Below are 19,247 nucleotides of genomic sequence, written 5' to 3'. Positions count from 1 at the left end.
GGTCAGGGCTTGTTATCCCCGCCCATGAAATAACGCATGCGCAGCGTAATCGCCTTGTCGCCGTTCACATTGAAGACGGCGTCTTTCCAGCTCGGCGGGCCGAGGCGAATCGGCGCGTCGTTCGAAAAGCCAACACCTTCCTTGGGAATGCCGAACAGGCCGCGATCGACCTTGCCATTGCCATTCTGGTCATAGGTCGCCTGCACGGCATAATCGCCGGGCGCGACATTGGGCACGGTGATTGTCGTCGTGCCGCGCTCCGGTTTGACATCGGCGACGACGGCGCATGTTTTCAGAAACTCACTCTGGCGACACAGGTCGATATGAACCTTGCCCGTCGTCGCGCGGATGTTGGTGATGGCGATCGTGAGCACCGCGCCGGTCTGACCTTGACGCGCGCCCGCAGAGGCGGCCGACGCGACGAGGATCGCCGCGGCCGCCGCCAGCCATGATAGCTTGGTCACGCGCGCGCTTCTCCCGCGACCGCGCCTTCGTTCCAGCGCAGCGCCTTCAGGACCGACTCGATGATCGCATCGGCGTCGAGCCCGGCTTCGGCATATTGCTTTTCGGGCTTGTCCTGATCCTGGAAGCGATCGGGCAGGCGCAACGTGCGCAGCTTGAGGCCCGCATCGATCAAGCCAGTGTCGCTGGCGAAGGTCAGCACATGCGCGCCAAGCCCACCGATCGAGCCTTCCTCAATCGTGATCGCGACTTCGTGGCTGGTCAGCAGCTTGCGGATCATTTCCTCGTCGAGCGGCTTGGCAAAGCGCAGATCGGCGACCGTCGTCGACAGCCCCTTGGCATCGAGCGCGTCGGCGGCCTTGAGCGCTTCGGCCAGCCGCGTGCCGAGCGACAGGATTGCGACCTTGTGACCCTGACGGACGATCCGGCCCTTGCCGATTTCGAGCCGCTGCGGCACGTCTGGAAGCGCGACGCCAGTGCCGTTGCCACGCGGATAGCGCACCGCGATCGGGCCGGTGTCGTGCAGCGCCGCTGTGTGCGTCATGTGGACCAGCTCGGCCTCATCGGCCGCCGCCATCACCACCATGTTGGGGAGCGTCGCGAGATAAGTCACGTCGAACGACCCGGCATGCGTCGAGCCATCGGCACCGACCAGCCCGGCGCGGTCGATCGCGAAACGCACCGGCAGATTCTGGATGCACACGTCGTGGACGACCTGATCATAGGCGCGCTGGAGGAAGGTCGAATAGATGGCGCAGAACGGGCGCATCCCCTGCGCCGCGAGGCCAGCTGCAAACGTCACCGCATGTTGTTCGGCGATGCCCACGTCGAAGCTGCGATCGGGGAAGGCCTTGGCAAAGCGATCGACCCCAGTGCCCGACGGCATGGCGGCGGTGATCGCGCAGATCGTCGGGTCGCGCTGGGCTTCCTTGATCAGCGCGTCGCCAAAGACGTTCTGGTACGCGGGCGGTCCCGGCGGGGCTTTGACCTGCGTGCCGGTGATCACATCGAACTTCTGGACGCCGTGATATTTGTCGGCAGCGGCTTCGGCAGGCGCATAGCCCTTGCCCTTGACCGTCACGACATGGACCAGAATCGGCCCTTCCTCGGCATCGCGGACATTTTCGAGCACCGGGATAAGCTGGTCGAGGTTATGCCCGTCGATCGGCCCGACATAGTAAAAGCCGAGCTCTTCGAACAAGGTGCCGCCCATCGCCATGCCGCGCGCGAATTCGTCGGTCTTTTTCAGCCCTTCGGCGATCGGGCGCGGCAGCCGCTTGGCGAGCTTCTTCGCCAGATCGCGCAGGCCGAGGAATTCGCGGCTCGACACGATTCGCGACAGATAGGCCGACAGACCGCCAACGGGTGGCGCGATCGACATGTCATTGTCGTTCAGGATCACGACCAGCCGATTGCCCGCCTGTTCGGCATTGTTCATCGCTTCATAGGCCATGCCGGCGCTCATCGCGCCGTCGCCGATCACGGCAATGCCCTTGCCCGGTGTCCCCGCGAGCTTGTTCGCCACCGCAAAGCCGAGCGCGGCGGAAATCGAGGTCGACGAATGCGCCGCGCCGAACGGATCATATTCGCTTTCGCTGCGCTTGGTAAAGCCACTCAGCCCGCCGCCGGTGCGCAGCGTGCGGATGCGGTCGCGCCGCCCGGTCAGAATCTTGTGCGGATAGCATTGATGGCCGACGTCCCACACGAGCCGGTCGTCGGGCGTGTTGAACACATAATGGATCGCCGTCGTCAGCTCGACCACGCCGAGCCCCGAGCCAAGGTGGCCGCCGGTGACGCCAACGGCTGAAATCACTTCCTGACGCAGTTCGTCGGCGAATTGGGTAAGCTGCTCTGGGGCCAGCTTCCGGAGGTCGGCGGGATAGCGGACCTGATCGAGAAGCGGCGTCTTGGGTTCGGTGGACATGCAGGATTCCTATGTTCGAAAGGCCGCTTTAGCCGATCAAAACACAAAGGTGAACATGTTGCAGAATAGCGGCAGGATGACGCCGCGCGCGCGCTCCGCTATCGCTGCGTCATGCCCGCTACGCCTGCCTGGCCCCCGCAATCGACACCGCGCTTGTTCGTGACCCCGCCGCTGGTCGCCGGGATGCGCGTGATCGACGGGCCACAGGCGCATTATCTGGGCGGCGTGATGCGGCTAAAGCCCGGGGATCCGGTCAAGCTGTTCGACGGGGTGAGCGGCGAATGGCTCGCAATCACCCGCGATGTGGGGCGGAAAGCACTGACGGTCGAGCTGACCGAGCAATTGCGCCCCGTCGAAGTCGTTCCAGATCTGTGGCTCTGTGCCGCGCCGCTGAAGAAGGGGCGAATCGACTGGGTGGCGGAAAAAGCGTGCGAGCTGGGCGTCGCGCGGCTGGTGCCGGTGATCACCGCCCGCACGATCGTCGACCGGCTGAATGGCGAGCGGCTACACGCGCATATGGTCGAAGCGGCCGAGCAATGCGGGCGCACCGCCGTGCCCGAACTGGCCGAGCCGGTGAAGCTGGCCGCATTGCTGCGCGAGTGGCCGGTCGAGCGCGCGCTGTTTTTCGCTGACGAAACCGGCGGGGCGCCCGCTGCGGCGGCGATGGCCGCACACCCCGGGCCCGCCGCGATCCTGATCGGCCCCGAAGGCGGTTTCACGCCTGAGGAGCGCGACGCGATTCGCGCTATCCCGCAAGCGATTGGCATTGGCCTTGGCCCCCGCATCCTGCGTGCAGATACCGCAGCCGCCGCCGCGGTCACGCTATGGATGGCAAGCGCGGGCGATTGGGGCTTGTGAAGATTTCAAGTTCAGAGGTTCCGTTCCGTTCGCCCTCAGCTTGTCGCAGCAATTCCTGAGCGCCCACATTGGCAGGCAGTCGAAGGCGGCCGCCCTTCTTCTGCCCAAGAGTCTCGAAAGGAGAAATGCATGTTTTATTTCGTACGGGAGATTTTACCAGTAATAATAGCGATTTCTCTTGTTTCCTTCACTTCTTCTTTCGCGTCGCCGAAATTGGGAATGTTCGCATCATCTTTGATAACGGTCGGCTATATCGCCTTCGCAATCCTGGCCGCCGTTGGTGGCGTTCCAGGCAGTGACAAATTCCTAATTTTGGGACTTTTTGTCTATCCATTTATTTCTTGGACCTGTTTCTTTATAGGCAGGCATTTTCGAAGAAATAGAAACGCTTAACTCATAAACACATCTATCCGGGAAGATATGATGCCTATGACCATCAGCGACTATGTTGATGGCAACACAGGCTTATTATTAAAGATCGAAAAATTCTCAGCCACATACGTTGGCTCAAGCTGGGCTCCCCAGATGGGCGCAGCTAAAAACGGCGCTTCGACGAGCTCAGCACGAACGGCACGAACGATCTAGGTGCGGCGCCAATCCGAAGCGTGCGCCTCTAGCGCGGGATCGCAACGCCCGCTAAAGGCGCTGCCCATGAGCACGAAGACCGTTACTGAGCAGAAGTCGGCGGTCATCGAACACCGCGACCAGTTGATCGCGAGCTTCGCCAAGGGCGAAAAGCCCAAGGATCGCTGGCGGATCGGCACCGAGCACGAGAAATTCGTCTACAAGACCGACGATCACCGTGCGCCAAGCTATGACGAACCCGGCGGCATCCGCGACCTGCTGATGGCGCTCACCGAATTTGGCTGGTCGCCGGTGATCGAGGGCGGAAACGTCATCGCAATGTCGGGCAGCGACGGATCGATCAGCCTTGAGCCGGCCGGCCAGTTCGAGTTGTCGGGCGCGCCGCTCGACAATCTCCACCAGACCTGCGCGGAAACGGGGCGGCATCTGGAACAAGTGCTGAAGGTCGGCGAGAAGCTCGGCATCGGTTTCCTGGGCCTTGGCATGTGGCCCGACAAGACGCGGGCCGAGCTGCCGATCATGCCCAAGGGCCGCTATGCGATCATGCTGCGCCATATGCCGCGCGTCGGCAGCATGGGCCTCGACATGATGCTGCGCACTTGTACCATTCAGGTCAATCTGGACTATAGTTCAGAAGCCGATATGGTAAAGAAGTTCCGCGTCGGCTTGGCACTTCAGCCGCTCGCGACCGCGCTGTTCGCCAATTCGCCCTTCACCGAAGGCAAGCCCAACGGCATGCTGAGCTATCGCAGCCATATCTGGTCGGACACCGATCCGGCGCGCACCGGCATGCTGCCCTTCGTGTTCGAAGAGGGCTTTGGCTATGAGCGGTACGCCGACTATGCGCTCGATGTGCCGATGTACTTCGTCTATCGCGACGGTAAGTACATCGACGCAGCGGGCCTCAGCTTCCGCGATTTCCTGCGGGGCGAGTTGTCGGTCCTGCCCGGCGAACTGCCGACGATCGACGACTGGAACGATCACCTCTCGACCGCTTTCCCCGAAGTGCGGTTGAAGAGCTTCCTCGAAATGCGCGGCGCCGATGGCGGGCCGTGGAATCGCATCTGCGCGCTGCCCGCCTTCTGGGTCGGGCTGCTGTACGATCAGGGTGCGCTCGATGCGGCGTGGGACCTGGTCAAGGGCTGGGACATGGACGGGCGCGAGACGCTGCGGTCATCGGTCCCCCGGCTCGCGCTCGATGCGCCGCTGCCGGGGGGCGGCACATTGCGCGATATTGCGGGCGAAGTCCTCGACATCGCGCATGCGGGCCTTGCGGCGCGGGCGCGGCTCGACGCGGGCGGCTCGAACGAAACCGGCTTCCTCGATCCGCTGCGCGAGATCGTCCGCTCGGGGAAAGTCCCCGCGCAGGCATTGCTCGATCGCTACCACGGCGCGTGGGGCGAAAGCGTCGCGCCGATCTATGACGAGATGCGGTTTTAGGCCTGCTCAGGCGCGACCGGCATGGCCGGTACGCGTCGACCCATTACCCAGCCGAAGAAGCGCGGCACCGGCCCATTGCGCTCCATCCAGTGCCAATAGGCTTGGTAGTCGGGATCGGCGCCGAGGTGCCATTCCTCGGTCTTGGCGCGCCAGTAATAAATGCCGCTCACGACCGCGAGCAGGATCGTCGCGCGCGCGCCGTCGACCCAGCTGCCGGTGGTGAAAAAGGGCAAGATCGACAGCCACCAGAACAGATTCTTCGAGAGGTAAGCCGGGTGGCGCGAGATGGCGTAGGGCCCGTGCGTCAAAATGCCGCGGTGCGTGAGGTTCGAGAAGCGGAAGCCGAACGCGACTGTTGCCCAGGCATAAACGGCGGTCAGACCCACCAATGTCGCGCCGATCACCGCCAGCAGCACCGGCTGTCCGGCAAACCAGATCGTCCAGCCATCGGGCCCGCGCGTGCCGGGAGAATAATCGAGCGGCCCGCCGCCCGCCATCAGCACGAACGGCGGGTAACAGATCAGCGCCGCCGTCCAGCCCGCTGCATAGGGTGTCGCGCTCCTGATATGCGCGTCGAGGGGACGCATCGTCAGCACATAGCCGACCGTCGCAAACGCCACGTCGATCACAAACATGAAAGTGATCAGCCAATTGGCGAGCGCGACCGGATTGCTGAGCACGACGTTCCAGTCGGCGCGGATGAACTCGCCGAAGCCCGGCGGCACAATCGCCAGCATGAAGGCAAGGAAGAAGGCCTTCACGCCCCAGCTGCGCAAATGGCTGTAGATTGCTTCGGGCTCGACCTTTTCGGTGCCCATCATCCACGCGCCGAGCGCCCAGGCGCCGTCCTTGGGCTCAACCAGCTTGCGGTCGAGCCAGATGACATAGGGAATTGACAGCATGAACACGAACGGCGCGACCGCCCCGAAAACGCTCATCGAAAAGGCGAAGCGATCGGCCCAGTAGAAGCGGCCGGTGAAATAAATGAGCGCAATGCCTACCCAGGTGATCCAGAGGCCAGCGAGCTTGGTCAGGCTGATGTCGATCGTCTCGCGCCAACTCTTGGTCTGCGCCCAATCGATCCCGGTCGAGGGGCGCCGGTGGACCTTGTCGACGAACACCGACCACAGCACCATAGGCACGCCGCACGCCAGCACATTAGTCATGGCGGAAAGCGGCCCGTCCATCTTGAACCAGCGCGCCACCGCGACCCAGCACAGCAGTCCGATCAGCCCGACCACGCCGACCCCGGTGCTGACGGCAGACACCGGGCGCGGATCAGCCGTGGCGGCGCGGGCAAGGGCAGGATCGTGCAACATCAAGCGGATTGATAGCGTCGCAATGGTAAGCAAGCCGTGAAGGACGTCGCCGCTTGCACAGGCGCGCGCTTGACGGTAATCGCCTCGGCTCCGGCGCGGGTATAGTACAATGGTAGTACAGCAGCCTTCCAAGCTGAATACACGGGTTCGATTCCCGTTACCCGCTCCACGCCCCGCCATTGCAGATTGACGTTAAAGCGGCCCGCCGGTTGAGCCGGGAGGGCGCGCACGGCCCGCGACATCGGGCGACCGAGGCGCGAAAGGTTACAAAAGTCACGACCATCCCAGGGGGGGGGTGGCCATCACCGCGTTGGATTTGCGCCGGAGAAGGCGCGAATCATGATCGATTGTCAAAGAGCGCACGGCGAGCGTCGCAGAGGTTTTCCGACATTGGAAGAGTGCGGGGCGTGCGCGGGGGGTAGATCAATACCGACTTGCACTTTGGGCGTCATTGACGTATGTCGTCAAGGTGAAGACCCGCCCGATTACCGTTGCCGAGACGCAAAGTTTCGCACGATCGGCCGAAAAGATTTGGAGCGAGGACGACCGCGCCGAGCTGGTCGATCATCTCGCCCATAACCCTGAGGCGGGCACTGTCATCCCTGGCACTGGCGGAGTCAGGAAGCTGCGCTGGGCGCGGGCGGGCGTCGGTAAGCGCGGCGGCGCGCGGGTGGTCTATTTCTACTACCAGCCCGACTGCCCGCTCTACCTGCTGCTGGCCTATGCCAAGGCGCAGGCAACGGACCTGACGGCGGACGAGAAGAAGGCGGTGGCCGCCTTTGCGGCAATGATCAAGGCCGCAAGAGACCCTGGAGTGGATTGAGCGCAAGGAGTATGGCGATGTCTGACTTTGGCAAGGACCTGATCGCGGCGATGGAAGAGGCCGCCACCCATGCCCAAGGCAAGGGTAAGGTGGCACGCGTCCATAGCATCGAGGTGCCTGACGTGCGTGCGATCCGTGAGGCGCTGGGTCTGTCGCAGCAGGGCTTCGCCAGCGCCTACCGGATTCCGCTGGCAACGCTCAAGGGCTGGGAACAAGGTCGCCGTCAGCCCGACGCTACCGCCAGCGCCTATCTCAGCGTGATCGCTCATCTGCCCCGCGAGACCCGCGACGTGCTGTGCGCGGCGTGACCGTTCGGGTTCATTGCCGGGATCGGGAAGGGGTTACGATGCCATCCGCGCTCGCTTGATCGCGGCGGGGGCGGGGTTGGTGATTGCGGGGACGGGTTATTAAATTCACCTACGTACAGTTCCAGGGACACCAGTTCCAGCAGTTCCAGGGACACAATACTTCAGCAGTTCCAGGAAGTTCCAGGGACACAATACTGAATAGACCCTCGCTTGTTTCTCGGCTACGGGCGAGCCTATGGCTCGCCTTGCCCGCATCGTCATTCCCGGCGTCGCGCATCATGTGACCCAGCGGGGTAATCGACGGTTGCCGATCTTTTTCGGCGACGACGACCGGGCCGCGTATCTGGCGCTGATCGCAGCGGGGTGTGCGGCGCAGGGCGTGCGCTGTCTGGCCTGGTGCCTGATGGACAATCACGTTCACCTGATCCTCGTGCCCGATGCCGCCGATGGCCTGCGCGCCGCCATCGCAGAGGCGCACCGGCGCTACACCCGCCGCATCAATTTTCGCGAAGGCTGGCGCGGCTATCTGTTCCAGGGGCGCTTCGCCAGCTATCCGATGGACGACGCGCATCTGATGGCTGCGGTGCGCTATGTCGAGAACAACCCAGTGGCCGCAGGGTTGGTACGCGAGGCGGGCGACTGGCGCTGGTCGAGCGCGCGCGCGCACCTGGCCGCCAAGCGCACGCCCAGCGATCGGTTGACCGATGTGGCGGCGCTGGGCCACCACGTCGGCAACTGGCGGGCGATGCTGCGGGTGGGGCTCGAGGCGATGGACAGCAGTGAGACAGTGGAGACGATCGAGGCCCGGCTACGCACCGGCCGTCCGCTGGCGGACCCTGAATGGATCACCGAGATGGAACAGAAGATCAAGCGCAAGCTCGCCCCGGCCAAACCCGGCCCCAAGCCAAAGCCGAGGGATTGAGTATTGTGTCCCCGGAACTTGTCACCGTAATTCCGATACTCTCAAGAATACGGTGTTGAATATAAACTGTATTTGAAGCCCCTGAAGTAAGGAGTTCAGATGTTTGAAATTTTTATTTGGCTGATGGTGAGCGACCGTCGACAACATCATTGGGAACCGATGTCCTTTTCTGAAGCAGACGAACAACGTATGGATGTTGAACTCGATTTTGAACCTGAGCGATTGCGCGATAAGGTGCGTCTAGCAAGTGCATATGCGGGACTGAGTTTTGATGTTCTGACCTTGCGGGATACATATGCTGGCGTAGCTGTGTCGGCGGGTTTTGGACGCAATCATGCGTTGCCGACCGGCACTGAACGGCAATTTCTGGAGCATTTGGCATCCTCGGCGCCGACAACGTACGGAGTCATTTACACTCGCGACAGCGACGAGGGTGACGTTCATGGCGAATTTAAAGTAATCAAGCTCGCGAACCAACAAATTTCTGAAACATTTGAAATATTGGTTCCAAATGTTGCAAATACATGACGAACTACGGTGATGGTGTGGATTACGGTGACAGTGCACTTAATTGACAAATTTTGGGCATTCGTTAGCCAAAAGAGATGGCCCGGCTTGCTCGATATGTATTGCCCGGGGTTCCGCACCATGTGACGCAGCGGGGCAACGGACGGCAACAAACCTTCTTCGGGGAGGCGGACTATGCGGCATATCGCGATCTGCTGGGGGTGCATTGTGCCGCGCATGGGGTTGCCGTGTGGAGCTGGGTGCTGATGCCAAATCACGTTCATCTGGTGCTGGTTCCCGATCATGTTGATGCCCTGCGCGCCGCGCTCTCGAAGGTGCACCGTGCCTATGCCGGGCGCATCCACGCGCGCGAGCAGCGGACGGGTCATTTCTGGCAGGGGCGGTTCGGATGTGTTGCGATGGACGAAGCGCATCTGCTTGCGGCGTTGCGCTATGCCGCGTTGAATCCGGTGCGCGCACGTCTGGCCGCGCGGGCGCAGGACTGGCGCTGGTCAAGCGTTCACGCGCTGCTCGATCCGGCGCGCGGCGACGGCATTACCGCAACGGACCCGGTGCTGGAGCGGGTGCCGGACGTTGCAGCCTTGCTTGAGACGGGCGAGGACGCGGGCCTGTCATCCTCGTTGCGACGCGCCGAAAGTGTCGGCAGGCCATTGGGGAACAGCGCCTTTCTCGACCGGGTCGAGGCCGTTCTCGGACGCAATCCCAAACCGCGAAAACGCTGCCCTCAAGCAACTGTCAATTAAGTACACTGTCACCGTAATTCGTCCCTACGCCCCTTGACGGCCGCCGCCGAGAAGCGGGCGGTCGCCCTGCCCCGGCGTGCAGACATTCCGCTGAAATCGTGCGGATGGGTGGCGCTGCGCACGCACGTCGGCTAGGCTAAACCGCGACGCGCGGCCTGCATCCGCGCGCCTTAGTTCAGTCCGTTTTCTAAAGAGCCTAGACCACTCCATGCCCGCCTTCCCTGCTCTCGCCCGCGACGCCAAACTATGACGATTGCGAAAAGCCTCGCCGATGCAGCTGCGCAGATCATCGCCGCCGGGCGGTGGCTCGACACCAAGGGCTGGGCGCCGGCCACCGCTGGCAATTATTCGATGCGGCTGGCCGATGGCAGCTTCGCGATCACCGTGTCGGGCTGGCACAAGGGGCGGCTGACCGAGGACGGCGTGATGCGCGTCGATGCCGATGGGCGCTCGCTCGACGGCAAGAAGCCCTCGGCTGAAACCGCGCTGCACATGGCGCTCTATGCGCGCTTCCCCGCCGTCAACGCCGTGCTCCACAGCCATTCGCCCGAGGCCGTCGGCATGAGTCGCGCTTATGCCGGTGCGCCCGCCTACACGCTGGCGGGGCATGAGATGCTGAAGGTGCTGCCCGGCTTCACCACGCATGACGCCGCGTTCGACTTGCCGATCGTCGACAACAGCCAGGACATGGCCGACATCATCGGTGCGCTGGCGCCCGCGATGCTGGCGGAATCGCCGCCGCCCGCCTATCTTATTCGCGGGCACGGCCTTTATGGCTGGGGCCGCGACATGGCCGAGGCCGAGCGCGTGATCGAAGGCGTCGAATGGATGGTCGCCGCCGAACTCGCCGAGGCGCGTTTCCGGGAGAGCATGCGATGAGCCATTTGCAGATTTTCGGCGACAGCGACGCGAATGCCTTGCTGATGGAAACGGGTGATCCCGAACGGATCGCGCTCGAACTCGCGGGCATTGGCGTGCGGTTCGAACGCTGGCCGACGCGGCCCGTCGCGAGCGCCGACGAGGTGCTGACGGCTTATGCAGCGGAGATCGAGAAGCTGGTCGCGGCGGATGGCTATCAGTCGATCGACGTGATGGGCGTGACGCCCGACCACCCCGAGCGCGCGACGATCCGCACCAAATTCCTGTCCGAACACACCCATGCCGAGGACGAAATCCGCTTCTTCGTCGATGGCGAAGGGCTGTTCACGCTCCACGAAGGCGGCCGGGTGTTCAACATGCTGTGCACCAAGGGCGACCTGATTTCGGTGCCTGCGGGCATGCGGCACTGGTTCGACATGGGGGCGGCGCCGAAGTTCACCGTGATCCGCCTGTTCCTCAATCCCGACGGCTGGATCGCGCAGTTCACCGGCGACGACATTGCGACGCGCTTCCCCCGGCTCGAGCGCGCCGACGCGTGACGAAAGCGATTGTCACTGACATCGAGGGGACGACGTCGTCGATCTCCTTCGTCGCCGACATACTGTTTCCTTATGCGCGGGCGCGGCTAGGCAGTTATTGCGCCGCGCATCATGAGGAAGTCGCGCCGATCCTCACCGAGGTGCAGGCAATCGAACCCGGCGATCCGATCGCGACAATGACGCGCTGGATCGACGAGGATCGCAAGATCACGCCGCTCAAGACTTTGCAGGGGCTGATCTGGGACGCGGGCTTTCGCGAGGGCGCGTTCAAGGGGCATGTCTATCCCGATGCGGTGGCGGGCTTGCGGCGCTGGCATGCGGCGGGGCTGAAGCTTTATGTTTTCTCAAGCGGGTCGGTGGCGGCGCAGAAGCTGATCTTCGGCTTCAGCGAGGCGGGCGATTTGACCCCGCTCTTCTCGGGCTATTTCGATACGACGACCGGGCCGAAGCGTGAGGCGGTCGCTTACACGCGGATTGCCGAGGCGATCGGGTTGCCGGTTGGCGAGATACTGTTCCTGTCCGACGTGGCGGCGGAAACCGATGCGGCGAAAGCAGCGGGGATGCGGGCGCTGCTGATCGATCGCGCGGGTGGCGCGGCGGATATTGCAAGCTTCGACGAGATCGAATTTTAGGACCAGCCTTTCCCCGTTCGCCCTGAGCTTGTCGAAGGGCCGTCTTTCTTCCCCCCCCGCTGCGAGAAGAAGAACGGTGCTTCGACAAGCTCAGCACGAACGCGGACTTACGTGAGACGCTAGACTATGAAACTCAACGGCACCCACACCCGATCGATCATGCGCACCGATGATGGCAAGGGCGCGCGGATTCTCGACCAGCGCGACTTGCCGTGGAAAGTCACCTGGGTCGAGCTGCGCGACGCCGCCACTGCCGAGCGCGCGATCCGCGAGATGTGGACGCGCGGGGCGCCGCTCATCGGGGCGACGGCGGCGTATGGGCTGGCGCTGGCGCTCGCCGAGGATGCGTCGGACGCGGGGCTGGAGGCGGCGCACAAATTCCTGCTCGAAGCGCGCCCGACGGCAGTCAACCTGCGCTGGGCTTTGGATGATGTCGCCGCCCACGTCCGGCCCCTGCCCGTCGCCGAGCGGGCCGAAGCCGCCTTCGCGCGCGCCGACACGATCGCCGATGACGACGCCGCGATGAGCGAAGCGATCGGCGGGCACGGCCTCGACATCCTGCGCGATCTCCACGCGAAACACCCCGACCGCCCGCTCAATATCCTCACGCATTGCAACGCGGGCTGGCTGGCGACGGTCGATTACGGCACCGCGACCGCGCCGATCTACATGGCGCATGACGCGGGGATTCCGGTGCATGTCTGGGTCGACGAGACGCGCCCGCGCAACCAGGGCGCGCTGCTCACCGCGTTCGAACTCGCGAGCCACGGCGTGCCGCACACGGTGATCGTCGATAACGCGGGCGGCCATCTGATGATGAACGGCCAGGTCGACATGGTGATCGTCGGCACCGACCGGGTGGCGGCCAACGGCGACGTCTGCAACAAGATCGGCACCTATCTGAAGGCGCTGGCGGCCAAGGACAATGACATCCCCTTCTACGTGGCCCTGCCGAGCACGACCTTCGACGCGACCACCCCCACCGGCGCCGACGTGCCGATCGAGGAACGCTCGGGCGAGGAAGTGACGCACGTCCAGGGCGAAAGCGGCGCGATGCGGGTGACGGCCTCGGACGCGGCGAACCCGGCGTTCGATGTGACGCCTGCGCGGCTGGTGACGGGGTATATTACCGAGAAGGGCGTGAGCGCGACGATTTGAATTAAAGGAGAAAATATAAAGTGACAAAAAGAACAAGCGCAATGGTAATTGCGGCGGCGCTTTCTGCGATATGTGTGCTTTTGTTTTTGTTATATTATGATCATATTTTTGCTAAGTCGAGCATCCAAAAATATTCTCGGATAGGTGACCGCATTAACGTCGAGGGAGCTACTAATGTCTGGTTTCATCATGACAAGGGTATTGATGTTACTGAGCTCATCACACTTACAGAGACTCCGGACGATTTCATAAATCTGCGCAAATCGTTGAAATGCAGGACTGTTCCCAAAAATAGATCGTATTTATATCTCGCTGGCCGCGCCCAATTATGGTGGTGGAGTCTAAGTAAAAATATCGATGACAAGTTCGAATGTGATGTTGGGAATGCGTTTATTGATGGAGCGATTGAAAATATTTCCAAACGACAGGTACGTGTTTGGATGGTGGTTTATACAATGTAGCTTAGACCGCCCGCTATTTATCAATTGTGGCATCACCGACCAAGCGCTGACGCAGGATGATCAGGCCCGCGCCAACTGAAAATCTCCCATCCCCTGGAAGGAAGGGGTTGGAGGTGGGTTGCTCTCGGCAGGTCCCGCCGTCAGAATTTCGCGATTCCCCACCGCCCGTCAAACCTTCACCTCGCCGCCGTCCTCGCCGTCCCAGTAATGCACCCGCGCGGCGTGGACCTTGATCAGGATCAGCCCGGGCGTATCGATGCCCTGTTCGAACCAGCGTTCGAACCCTTCCTGCCAATGCCGCGCGAACACCGCCTTGTCGCGGATCAGTTCCGCCCGGCCCGCGATGCCGATGAACAGCGGCGGCTTGCCGAGCAGTCCCTTGCCGCCGGTGAGGGTCAGCCCGACCTGCGGATCGGCGGCGATGTCGCTGATCGTAAGCGCCGAATCATAGGAGAAGAAGTACGAATCGCCGCCATAATCGACGTCGCGGTTGTTGCTCATCGGCCGCGCGGCGATCGCGCCATTGTCGGTGCGGGTGGAGAGCATCGCGAAGTCGATGTCGCGCATCTTTTCGGACAGGTCGGCAAGCGTCATTTCGGCCATCGGGCAATCTCCGGTGCAGGGGGGGCATAGCCGCCCGGCTGTGGGGGAGAAACCGCGAGCGTGCGATCGGTTCCGCGCTAAGGTCGCCGCGCCATCCGTTCCAGCGCCGCGTCGATCGTCTCATCCACCTTCGCAAAGCATAGCCGCACCACGTTCGTCACGGCGTCCTGCGCGTAGAAGGCGCTGACCGGGATCGCCGCCACACCGCGTTCCTCGACCAGCCACTCGCAAAACGCCACGTCGCCCATCGCGATGCCGCTAACCGCTAGGTCGATCGACAGGAAGTACGTCGCCGCACTCGGCAACACGCGGTAGCCGCTCGCCGTCAGCCCCGCCGCCAGCCGGTCGCGCGATCGCGCGAACCCGGCGCGCATCCCCTCGAAATACCCCACGTCCTTGCCCAGCCCATAGGCCGCGGCCGCTTGCAGATTGGGCGGCGTGGTGAAGGTCAGGAACTGGTGCGCCTTGGCGATCACGCTCGACAGCGCGGGCGCGGCGCACAACCAGCCGACTTTCCACCCGGTGAGCGAGAAGATCTTGCCCGCCGAGCCGATCTTGACGCACCGCTCGCGCATCCCCTGCTCGGCCATCAGCGAGCTATGGGCGCGGCCGTCGAACACGACATGCTCCCACACTTCGTCGCAGATCGCGATCAGGTCGCGCTCGATGCAGAAGTCGGCGAGCAGCTTGCGCTCAGCCGCGCTCGCCATCGTTGCGGTCGGGTTGAGCGGGTCGTTGAACAGGATCAGCTTGGTCCGGGGCGACGCCGCGCGCTCCAGCGCTTCGCGCGTGATCCGCCACTCGGGCGGCTCCAATCGCACGAAGCGCGCGACGCCCCCTGCCCGCTCGACCAGCGGCAGATAGGCGTCGTACATCGGCTGGAACAGGATCACTTCGTCGCCGGGCGAGACCAGCGCGAAGATCGCCGCCGCCAGCGCCTCGGTCGCGCCCGAGGTGACGATCACTTCACTCGCGTCGAGGTCCAGCCCCTGATGCGCGGCATAATGATCCGCCACCGCTTGTCGCAGCACCGGCAAGCCCGCCATCGGCGGATATTGGTTCGACTCACCCAGCAGCGCGCGCGCGGCTTCCTGCAACACGTCGGCAGGCCCTTTGCCGTCGGGAAAGCCCTGCCCGAGATTGATCGCACCCGTCGCCCGCGCGCGCGCCGACATCGCTTCGAAAACCGTGGTGCCGAGCCGCGCGTATACAGGGTTCATCGGGGCGGCTGACCTCAACTGGGGACCCGGAAATGGTGGACAGGGTAGGGTTCGAACCTACGTAGGAGAAACTCCGGCAGATTTACAGTCTGCTGCCTTTAACCACTCGGCCACCTGTCCAGAGGCGCCAAAAGCGAGGCGGCTCAATGCCTATCTCGCATGGCCCTGTCAACGCCGCTTGCGCTTCATCCGATGCCCGCATAACCCTGCCGCAACTTTGTTGCTCGAAAGGGGATTTGATGCGTTCGTTGCTGCTCGCCGCTGCGGCCTTTGTGATTGCCGCGCCCGCGCTCGCCCAGTCGGTTGACCGCAATGTCGTCAACCAGATCATCGATCAGGGCATCAACCACAGCGAAGTGATGCCGACCGCCGAATATCTGTCGGACGTGATCGGCGCGCGCGTCACCAATTCGCCCGGCATGCGCAAGGCCGAGGAGTGGACGCAGAGCCGGTTCAAGGCCTGGGGCCTGACCAACGTCCATAAGGAAGGCTTCGATTTCGGCCGCGGCTGGTGGATCGAGCGGTCGAGCGTGCGGATGGTCGGCCCCCGCCCGCTCCAGCTCACCGCGATCCCGATCGCGTGGACGCCGGGTACCAATGGCCCGCTGACCGCCCCCGTCATCGTCGCGCCGATCGCCAAGCTCAGCGATTTCGACAAGTGGAAGGGCAAGCTCAGCGGCAAGATCGTGATGCTCACGCTCCCCGGCACCGGCAATGAGCCGACCACCGCGCCGTTCCAGCGCTATACCGGCGAGGAGCTTGCCAAGCTCGATCAGTTCCAGCAGCCGCGTTACGACCCTGAAGGCGCCGACCGCCGCATGAAGCGGCTCGACTTTGCGAAGAAGCTCGACGCGTTCCTGAAGGCCGAAGGCGCCGTCGCCTGGGTGCAGAAGTCGCGGCTCGACGGCAAGCTGATCCACGGCGAAGGCTATTTGTTTGGCGCGGGCGATACCCCCGCGCTGCCCGGCGTCGAGATTGCGGCAGAGGATTACCGCCGCCTTGCGCGGCTGACCAAGATCGGCATGGCGCCGACGCTCGAAATCGACAGCAAGGTGCATTTCGAGGATGGCGACACGCAGGCCTATAACATCATCGCCGAAATCCCCGGCAGTGACCCCAAGGCGGGGTACGTCATGGCCGGCGCGCATCTCGATTCATGGCACGCCGCCGATGGCGCCGCCGATAATGGTGCGGGCACCGCGATGATTATGGAAGCCGCGCGCATCATCGCCGCGACCGGTATCAAGCCCAAGCGCACGATCCGCTTTGCGCTCTGGGCGGGCGAGGAACAGGGCCTGCTCGGCAGCCTGGCTTATGTCGAGCAGCATCTGGCGACGCGCGGCAGCCCCAGCGACGCCAAGACGACGGGGATGAAGCGCTTCTACGGCTGGAACGATCGCTGGCCGATCACGCCCAAGCCCGGCTATGCCGAGCTTGCGGCCTATTTCAACATCGACAATGGCTCGGGCAAGCTGCGCGGCATTTATGCCGAAAACAACCCGGCGGTGGTGCCGATCTTCCGCGACTGGCTCGCGCCCTTTGCCTCGATGGGCGCGACCAATGTCGCGATCCAGAAGACCGGCGGCACCGACCACGTCTTCCTGCAGGCGATCGGCTTGCAGGGCTTCCAGTTCATCCAGGATCCGCTCGATTATTTCCCGCGCATCCACCACACCAGCGCCGACACCTTCGATCACCTGAAGGGTGACGACATGCGCCAGGCATCGACGATCCTCGCGAGCTTCCTCGTCAACGCCGCGAACGCTGACAAGCCGCTGCCCAAGCCGCCGCTACCGACCAAGCCCGCCGTCACCGATCCCTATGCGATCACCAATGACGATGACTGAGCGCGCCCGTGGCTAAGCGTGGTCATCGCCCTTCGCAGGCCGTTGGTAACCGCCCCCGCTTCTGGGGGCGGCACGCCGTTTATGCAGCACTCGACAACCCCGAACGTACCGTCCGCAAGCTATGGATTACGCACGAAGCCGCCACCGCGATCGTGATGCCCAAGGACGTGCCGACGGTCTACGCCGAGGTCGCCGATCTCGCGCGGCTGGTGCCGAGCGACGCCCCGCATCAGGGGATCGTGTGCGAAGCCGATCCGCTCGAGGACATCTGGCTCGGCGACCTGATCGAACAGGGCCGCGACGACGACCGCCCGCTGATCGTGCTCGATCAGGTGACCGACCCGCATAATGTCGGCGCGGTGCTGCGATCAGCGGCGGCCTTCAATGCGCTTGGTATCGTCACGCAGGACCGGCATGCGCCGCCCGAATCGGGGACGGTCGCGCGCGCTGCCTCGGGCGCGCTCGAAGTCGTGCCGTGGGTGCGCGTCGTCAATCTCGCGCGTGCGCTCGATGAGATTGCCGAGGCGCAATATTGGCGGATCGGGCTGACCGGCGAAGCCAAGGTCACGCTTGCCGACTCGCTCAAAGGCGGCGGCAAGACCTGCCTCGTGCTCGGGGCCGAGGGCGAAGGCATGCGCCAGAATACCGAAGCCCACTGCGACGTCCTCGCGCGGCTGCCCATCTCTAACAAGGTCGAAAGCCTGAACGTTTCGAATGCAGCAGCAATTGCGCTATATGCGGTGGCGACACGGGGAGACTGAAGGGGGAGCCTGCCAATGCGTGCGCGCCTGATTGCCGTTCTGCTGCTCCCCTTCCTGCTCGCGAGCTGCGTGCTGACGCCGGGCAAGTTCACCTCGATGCTGACGATCAACGCCGACCGCAGCTTCGCGTTCAGCTATGTCGGCGAAGTGATCGCGGTCGACGCGGGCGATGGGCTGAAGGGGCTGGAGGATCTGAAACCCTCGACCGAGGACGGCGACAAGAAATCCGCCGACACCGAAGCCAAGCAGGCCGCAAAAAAGGCCGCTGCCAAGGCCGAAGCCGAAAAGCGCAACCGCGCGATTGCCGCCGCACTCACCAAGGAAGCGGGCTATCGCAAGGTGGTCTATCTGGGCGAGGGCAAGTTCATGATCGATTACGCGGTCAAAGGTGTGCTGACCTATGGCTTCAACTGGCCGTACAACCTCGACGGCGAAGTGATTTTCCCCTTCGTGTCGATCGAGCTGCGCCAGGGCGGCGTGGTCCGCGTGAAGGCGCCGGCGTTCGGCAATGAAGGGTCGAAATCGGTTCCCGGGCTGTCGCAAGCCGGCGGCATCGGTGCCCCCGACATGGCGAGCAACCTCGACGGCGTCTTCACGCTCGACACCGATGCCGAGATCGTCAGCCAGAATGAGGAAAGCGGCGTGCAGACCACGGGCGCGCGCAAGCGGATCGTGTGGAAGGCGACGCCTTCACTGAAGCAGGCGCCGACGGCGGTGCTGAGGTTGGCGGCGCTGGCGCCTTAAAGCAACTTGTGATCAAACGAACTCACTTAAGCCCCTCCCCTTCAGGGGAGGGGTTGGGGTGGGGGATCTCCACCCGCGCAGCGCTTGCGGACAGGCCCCACCCCTGTCCCCTCCCCTGAAGGGGAGGGGTGAATTGGGTGTAGTCACAAACCGCTCCCAAATCTTGTCATTTGGTAACGACCCGTTCGTTTCGAGCGAAGTCGAGAAACAGGCGTCTCGCGATTCGCACCGTGTCTCGACTTCGCTCGACACTAACGGGAAGGGATTCGAGTCACCTCATCGGCATTCCGATTGGGAAGCCCCTCTCAATCCTCCGCCGCCACCCGCACCTTCAGCCCGTCGAGCGCGTCGGTGAACGGGATCTGGCACGACAGCCGCGAATATTGGTCGCGGTCGGAGGTCGAATCGAGCAGATCGTCCTCGTCGGGGCTCATTTTCGGCAGTTTGGCCGCAAACTCCGGGTCGACATGGACGTGGCAGGTCGCGCAGCT

The 19,247-nt window shown here is 63.4% G+C and carries 20 protein-coding genes, 2 tRNA genes and 1 pseudogene; 16 read left to right on the top strand and 7 right to left on the bottom strand.

Annotated features, from left to right (window positions below; genetic code table 11):
• Window positions 1-2: 2 nt before the first annotated feature.
• Together K2W81_RS05400 and dxs are read right to left on the bottom strand one after the other, a co-directional pair.
• Window positions 3-464: a DUF2141 domain-containing protein gene (locus tag K2W81_RS05400; RefSeq protein WP_294102057.1), complete on the bottom strand. Its 462-nt coding sequence runs from the start codon at window positions 462-464 to the stop codon at window positions 3-5.
• The gene (gene dxs / locus K2W81_RS05395) at window positions 461-2,386 is read right to left on the bottom strand and encodes a 1-deoxy-D-xylulose-5-phosphate synthase (RefSeq protein WP_294102055.1); all 1,926 of its coding nucleotides are present in this window, start codon (window positions 2,384-2,386) and stop codon (window positions 461-463) included. The genes K2W81_RS05400 and dxs overlap by 4 nt, the downstream gene beginning before the upstream one ends.
• 111 nt (window positions 2,387-2,497) lie before the next feature.
• On the opposite strand from dxs, the gene K2W81_RS05390 reads away from it, so the two are divergent.
• Both K2W81_RS05390 and K2W81_RS05385 read left to right on the top strand, forming a co-directional pair.
• The gene (locus tag K2W81_RS05390; protein ID WP_294102054.1) at window positions 2,498-3,244 is read left to right on the top strand and encodes a 16S rRNA (uracil(1498)-N(3))-methyltransferase; all 747 of its coding nucleotides are present in this window, start codon (window positions 2,498-2,500) and stop codon (window positions 3,242-3,244) included.
• 651 nt (window positions 3,245-3,895) lie between these two features.
• Window positions 3,896-5,269, top strand: coding sequence for a glutamate--cysteine ligase (locus K2W81_RS05385; protein ID WP_294102053.1), 1,374 nt, complete (start codon window positions 3,896-3,898; stop codon window positions 5,267-5,269).
• Here K2W81_RS05385 and K2W81_RS05380 read toward each other — a convergent pair.
• On the bottom strand, window positions 5,266-6,588 hold the full coding sequence (locus K2W81_RS05380) for a DUF1295 domain-containing protein (RefSeq protein ID WP_294102051.1): 1,323 nt from the start codon (window positions 6,586-6,588) through the stop codon (window positions 5,266-5,268). The genes K2W81_RS05385 and K2W81_RS05380 overlap by 4 nt on opposite strands.
• A 95-nt stretch (window positions 6,589-6,683) precedes the next feature.
• Here K2W81_RS05380 and K2W81_RS05375 point away from each other — a divergent pair.
• From K2W81_RS05375 to K2W81_RS05325, 11 genes are all read left to right on the top strand, one after another.
• Window positions 6,684-6,757, top strand: a tRNA-Gly gene (locus K2W81_RS05375).
• A gap of 300 nt (window positions 6,758-7,057) precedes the next feature.
• Entirely contained in the window at window positions 7,058-7,411 is a 354-nt protein-coding gene (locus K2W81_RS05370; RefSeq protein ID WP_294102050.1) for a type II toxin-antitoxin system RelE/ParE family toxin, read from the top strand.
• Between the two features lie 17 nt (window positions 7,412-7,428).
• The gene (locus K2W81_RS05365; protein WP_294102048.1) at window positions 7,429-7,719 is read left to right on the top strand and encodes a helix-turn-helix domain-containing protein; all 291 of its coding nucleotides are present in this window, start codon (window positions 7,429-7,431) and stop codon (window positions 7,717-7,719) included.
• Window positions 7,720-7,954: 235 nt separating this feature from the next.
• The gene (locus tag K2W81_RS05360; protein WP_294102046.1) at window positions 7,955-8,641 is read left to right on the top strand and encodes a transposase; all 687 of its coding nucleotides are present in this window, start codon (window positions 7,955-7,957) and stop codon (window positions 8,639-8,641) included.
• Between the two features lie 99 nt (window positions 8,642-8,740).
• Window positions 8,741-9,169 carry an Imm7 family immunity protein gene (locus K2W81_RS05355; protein ID WP_294102045.1) on the top strand — a complete coding sequence of 143 codons (429 nt, stop codon included), beginning with the start codon at window positions 8,741-8,743 and terminating at the stop codon, window positions 9,167-9,169.
• A gap of 77 nt (window positions 9,170-9,246) precedes the next feature.
• On the top strand, window positions 9,247-9,912 hold the full coding sequence (locus K2W81_RS05350) for a transposase (protein WP_294102043.1): 666 nt from the start codon (window positions 9,247-9,249) through the stop codon (window positions 9,910-9,912).
• Window positions 9,913-10,158: 246 nt separating this feature from the next.
• Entirely contained in the window at window positions 10,159-10,791 is a 633-nt protein-coding gene (locus K2W81_RS05345) for a methylthioribulose 1-phosphate dehydratase (protein ID WP_294102041.1), read from the top strand.
• Window positions 10,788-11,330, top strand: a complete 543-nt coding sequence (locus K2W81_RS05340; RefSeq protein WP_294102039.1) for a cupin domain-containing protein — start codon at window positions 10,788-10,790, stop codon at window positions 11,328-11,330. The genes K2W81_RS05345 and K2W81_RS05340 overlap by 4 nt, the downstream gene beginning before the upstream one ends.
• The gene (gene mtnC, locus K2W81_RS05335; protein WP_294102038.1) at window positions 11,327-11,962 is read left to right on the top strand and encodes an acireductone synthase; all 636 of its coding nucleotides are present in this window, start codon (window positions 11,327-11,329) and stop codon (window positions 11,960-11,962) included. The genes K2W81_RS05340 and mtnC overlap by 4 nt, the downstream gene beginning before the upstream one ends.
• 126 nt (window positions 11,963-12,088) lie before the next feature.
• Entirely contained in the window at window positions 12,089-13,120 is a 1,032-nt protein-coding gene (mtnA, locus tag K2W81_RS05330; RefSeq protein WP_294102036.1) for an S-methyl-5-thioribose-1-phosphate isomerase, read from the top strand.
• A 20-nt stretch (window positions 13,121-13,140) separates the two neighbouring features.
• Window positions 13,141-13,581: a hypothetical protein gene (locus tag K2W81_RS05325; protein ID WP_294102035.1), complete on the top strand. Its 441-nt coding sequence runs from the start codon at window positions 13,141-13,143 to the stop codon at window positions 13,579-13,581.
• A gap of 168 nt (window positions 13,582-13,749) precedes the next feature.
• On the opposite strand, the gene K2W81_RS05320 is transcribed toward K2W81_RS05325, so the two are convergent.
• The 3 genes from K2W81_RS05320 to K2W81_RS05310 all read right to left on the bottom strand — a co-directional run bounded on the left by K2W81_RS05320 (window position 13,750) and on the right by K2W81_RS05310 (window position 15,524).
• Window positions 13,750-14,184: a pyridoxamine 5'-phosphate oxidase family protein gene (locus tag K2W81_RS05320; RefSeq protein WP_294102033.1), complete on the bottom strand. Its 435-nt coding sequence runs from the start codon at window positions 14,182-14,184 to the stop codon at window positions 13,750-13,752.
• A gap of 77 nt (window positions 14,185-14,261) precedes the next feature.
• Window positions 14,262-15,404, bottom strand: coding sequence for an aminotransferase (locus K2W81_RS05315; protein WP_294102031.1), 1,143 nt, complete (start codon window positions 15,402-15,404; stop codon window positions 14,262-14,264).
• 33 nt (window positions 15,405-15,437) lie between these two features.
• Window positions 15,438-15,524, bottom strand: a tRNA-Tyr gene (locus K2W81_RS05310).
• A gap of 119 nt (window positions 15,525-15,643) precedes the next feature.
• Between K2W81_RS05310 and K2W81_RS05305 the strand changes: the two genes are divergently transcribed.
• The 3 genes from K2W81_RS05305 to K2W81_RS05295 are packed head-to-tail and all read left to right on the top strand — an operon-like array spanning window position 15,644 to window position 18,756.
• On the top strand, window positions 15,644-17,251 hold the full coding sequence (locus K2W81_RS05305; RefSeq protein WP_294102030.1) for a M20/M25/M40 family metallo-hydrolase: 1,608 nt from the start codon (window positions 15,644-15,646) through the stop codon (window positions 17,249-17,251).
• Between the two features lie 8 nt (window positions 17,252-17,259).
• Window positions 17,260-18,012: a 23S rRNA (guanosine(2251)-2'-O)-methyltransferase RlmB gene (gene rlmB, locus K2W81_RS05300; RefSeq protein WP_294102029.1), complete on the top strand. Its 753-nt coding sequence runs from the start codon at window positions 17,260-17,262 to the stop codon at window positions 18,010-18,012.
• Window positions 18,013-18,027: 15 nt separating this feature from the next.
• Window positions 18,028-18,756: a hypothetical protein gene (locus tag K2W81_RS05295; protein WP_294102027.1), complete on the top strand. Its 729-nt coding sequence runs from the start codon at window positions 18,028-18,030 to the stop codon at window positions 18,754-18,756.
• Between the two features lie 305 nt (window positions 18,757-19,061).
• Here the strand turns inward: K2W81_RS05295 and K2W81_RS05290 are convergent.
• Window positions 19,062-19,247 (bottom strand): annotated as a pseudogene (locus tag K2W81_RS05290) (2Fe-2S iron-sulfur cluster-binding protein); the annotation flags it as partial.

The sequence above is a fragment of the Sphingomonas sp. genome (assembly GCF_019749955.1).
Classification (GTDB): Bacteria; Pseudomonadota; Alphaproteobacteria; order Sphingomonadales; family Sphingomonadaceae; genus Sphingomonas.
This window is presented reverse-complemented; position numbering and strand designations above follow the sequence as displayed.

Excerpts from the sequence above, each read along its gene's own strand:
- dxs (WP_294102055.1), bottom strand. The coding sequence starts at position 2,386 with ATGTCCACCGAACCCAAGACGCCGCTTCTCGATCAGGTCCGCTATCCC.
- K2W81_RS05390 (WP_294102054.1), top strand. The coding sequence starts at position 2,498 with ATGCCCGCTACGCCTGCCTGGCCCCCGCAATCGACACCGCGCTTGTTC.
- K2W81_RS05385 (WP_294102053.1), top strand. The coding sequence starts at position 3,896 with ATGAGCACGAAGACCGTTACTGAGCAGAAGTCGGCGGTCATCGAACAC.
- K2W81_RS05380 (WP_294102051.1), bottom strand. The coding sequence starts at position 6,588 with ATGTTGCACGATCCTGCCCTTGCCCGCGCCGCCACGGCTGATCCGCGC.
- K2W81_RS05365 (WP_294102048.1), top strand. The coding sequence starts at position 7,429 with ATGTCTGACTTTGGCAAGGACCTGATCGCGGCGATGGAAGAGGCCGCC.
- K2W81_RS05360 (WP_294102046.1), top strand. The coding sequence starts at position 7,955 with ATGGCTCGCCTTGCCCGCATCGTCATTCCCGGCGTCGCGCATCATGTG.
- K2W81_RS05355 (WP_294102045.1), top strand. The coding sequence starts at position 8,741 with ATGTTTGAAATTTTTATTTGGCTGATGGTGAGCGACCGTCGACAACAT.
- K2W81_RS05350 (WP_294102043.1), top strand. The coding sequence starts at position 9,247 with ATGGCCCGGCTTGCTCGATATGTATTGCCCGGGGTTCCGCACCATGTG.
- K2W81_RS05345 (WP_294102041.1), top strand. The coding sequence starts at position 10,159 with ATGACGATTGCGAAAAGCCTCGCCGATGCAGCTGCGCAGATCATCGCC.
- K2W81_RS05340 (WP_294102039.1), top strand. The coding sequence starts at position 10,788 with ATGAGCCATTTGCAGATTTTCGGCGACAGCGACGCGAATGCCTTGCTG.
- mtnA (WP_294102036.1), top strand. The coding sequence starts at position 12,089 with ATGAAACTCAACGGCACCCACACCCGATCGATCATGCGCACCGATGAT.
- K2W81_RS05320 (WP_294102033.1), bottom strand. The coding sequence starts at position 14,184 with ATGGCCGAAATGACGCTTGCCGACCTGTCCGAAAAGATGCGCGACATC.
- K2W81_RS05315 (WP_294102031.1), bottom strand. The coding sequence starts at position 15,404 with ATGAACCCTGTATACGCGCGGCTCGGCACCACGGTTTTCGAAGCGATG.
- K2W81_RS05305 (WP_294102030.1), top strand. The coding sequence starts at position 15,644 with ATGCGTTCGTTGCTGCTCGCCGCTGCGGCCTTTGTGATTGCCGCGCCC.
- K2W81_RS05295 (WP_294102027.1), top strand. The coding sequence starts at position 18,028 with ATGCGTGCGCGCCTGATTGCCGTTCTGCTGCTCCCCTTCCTGCTCGCG.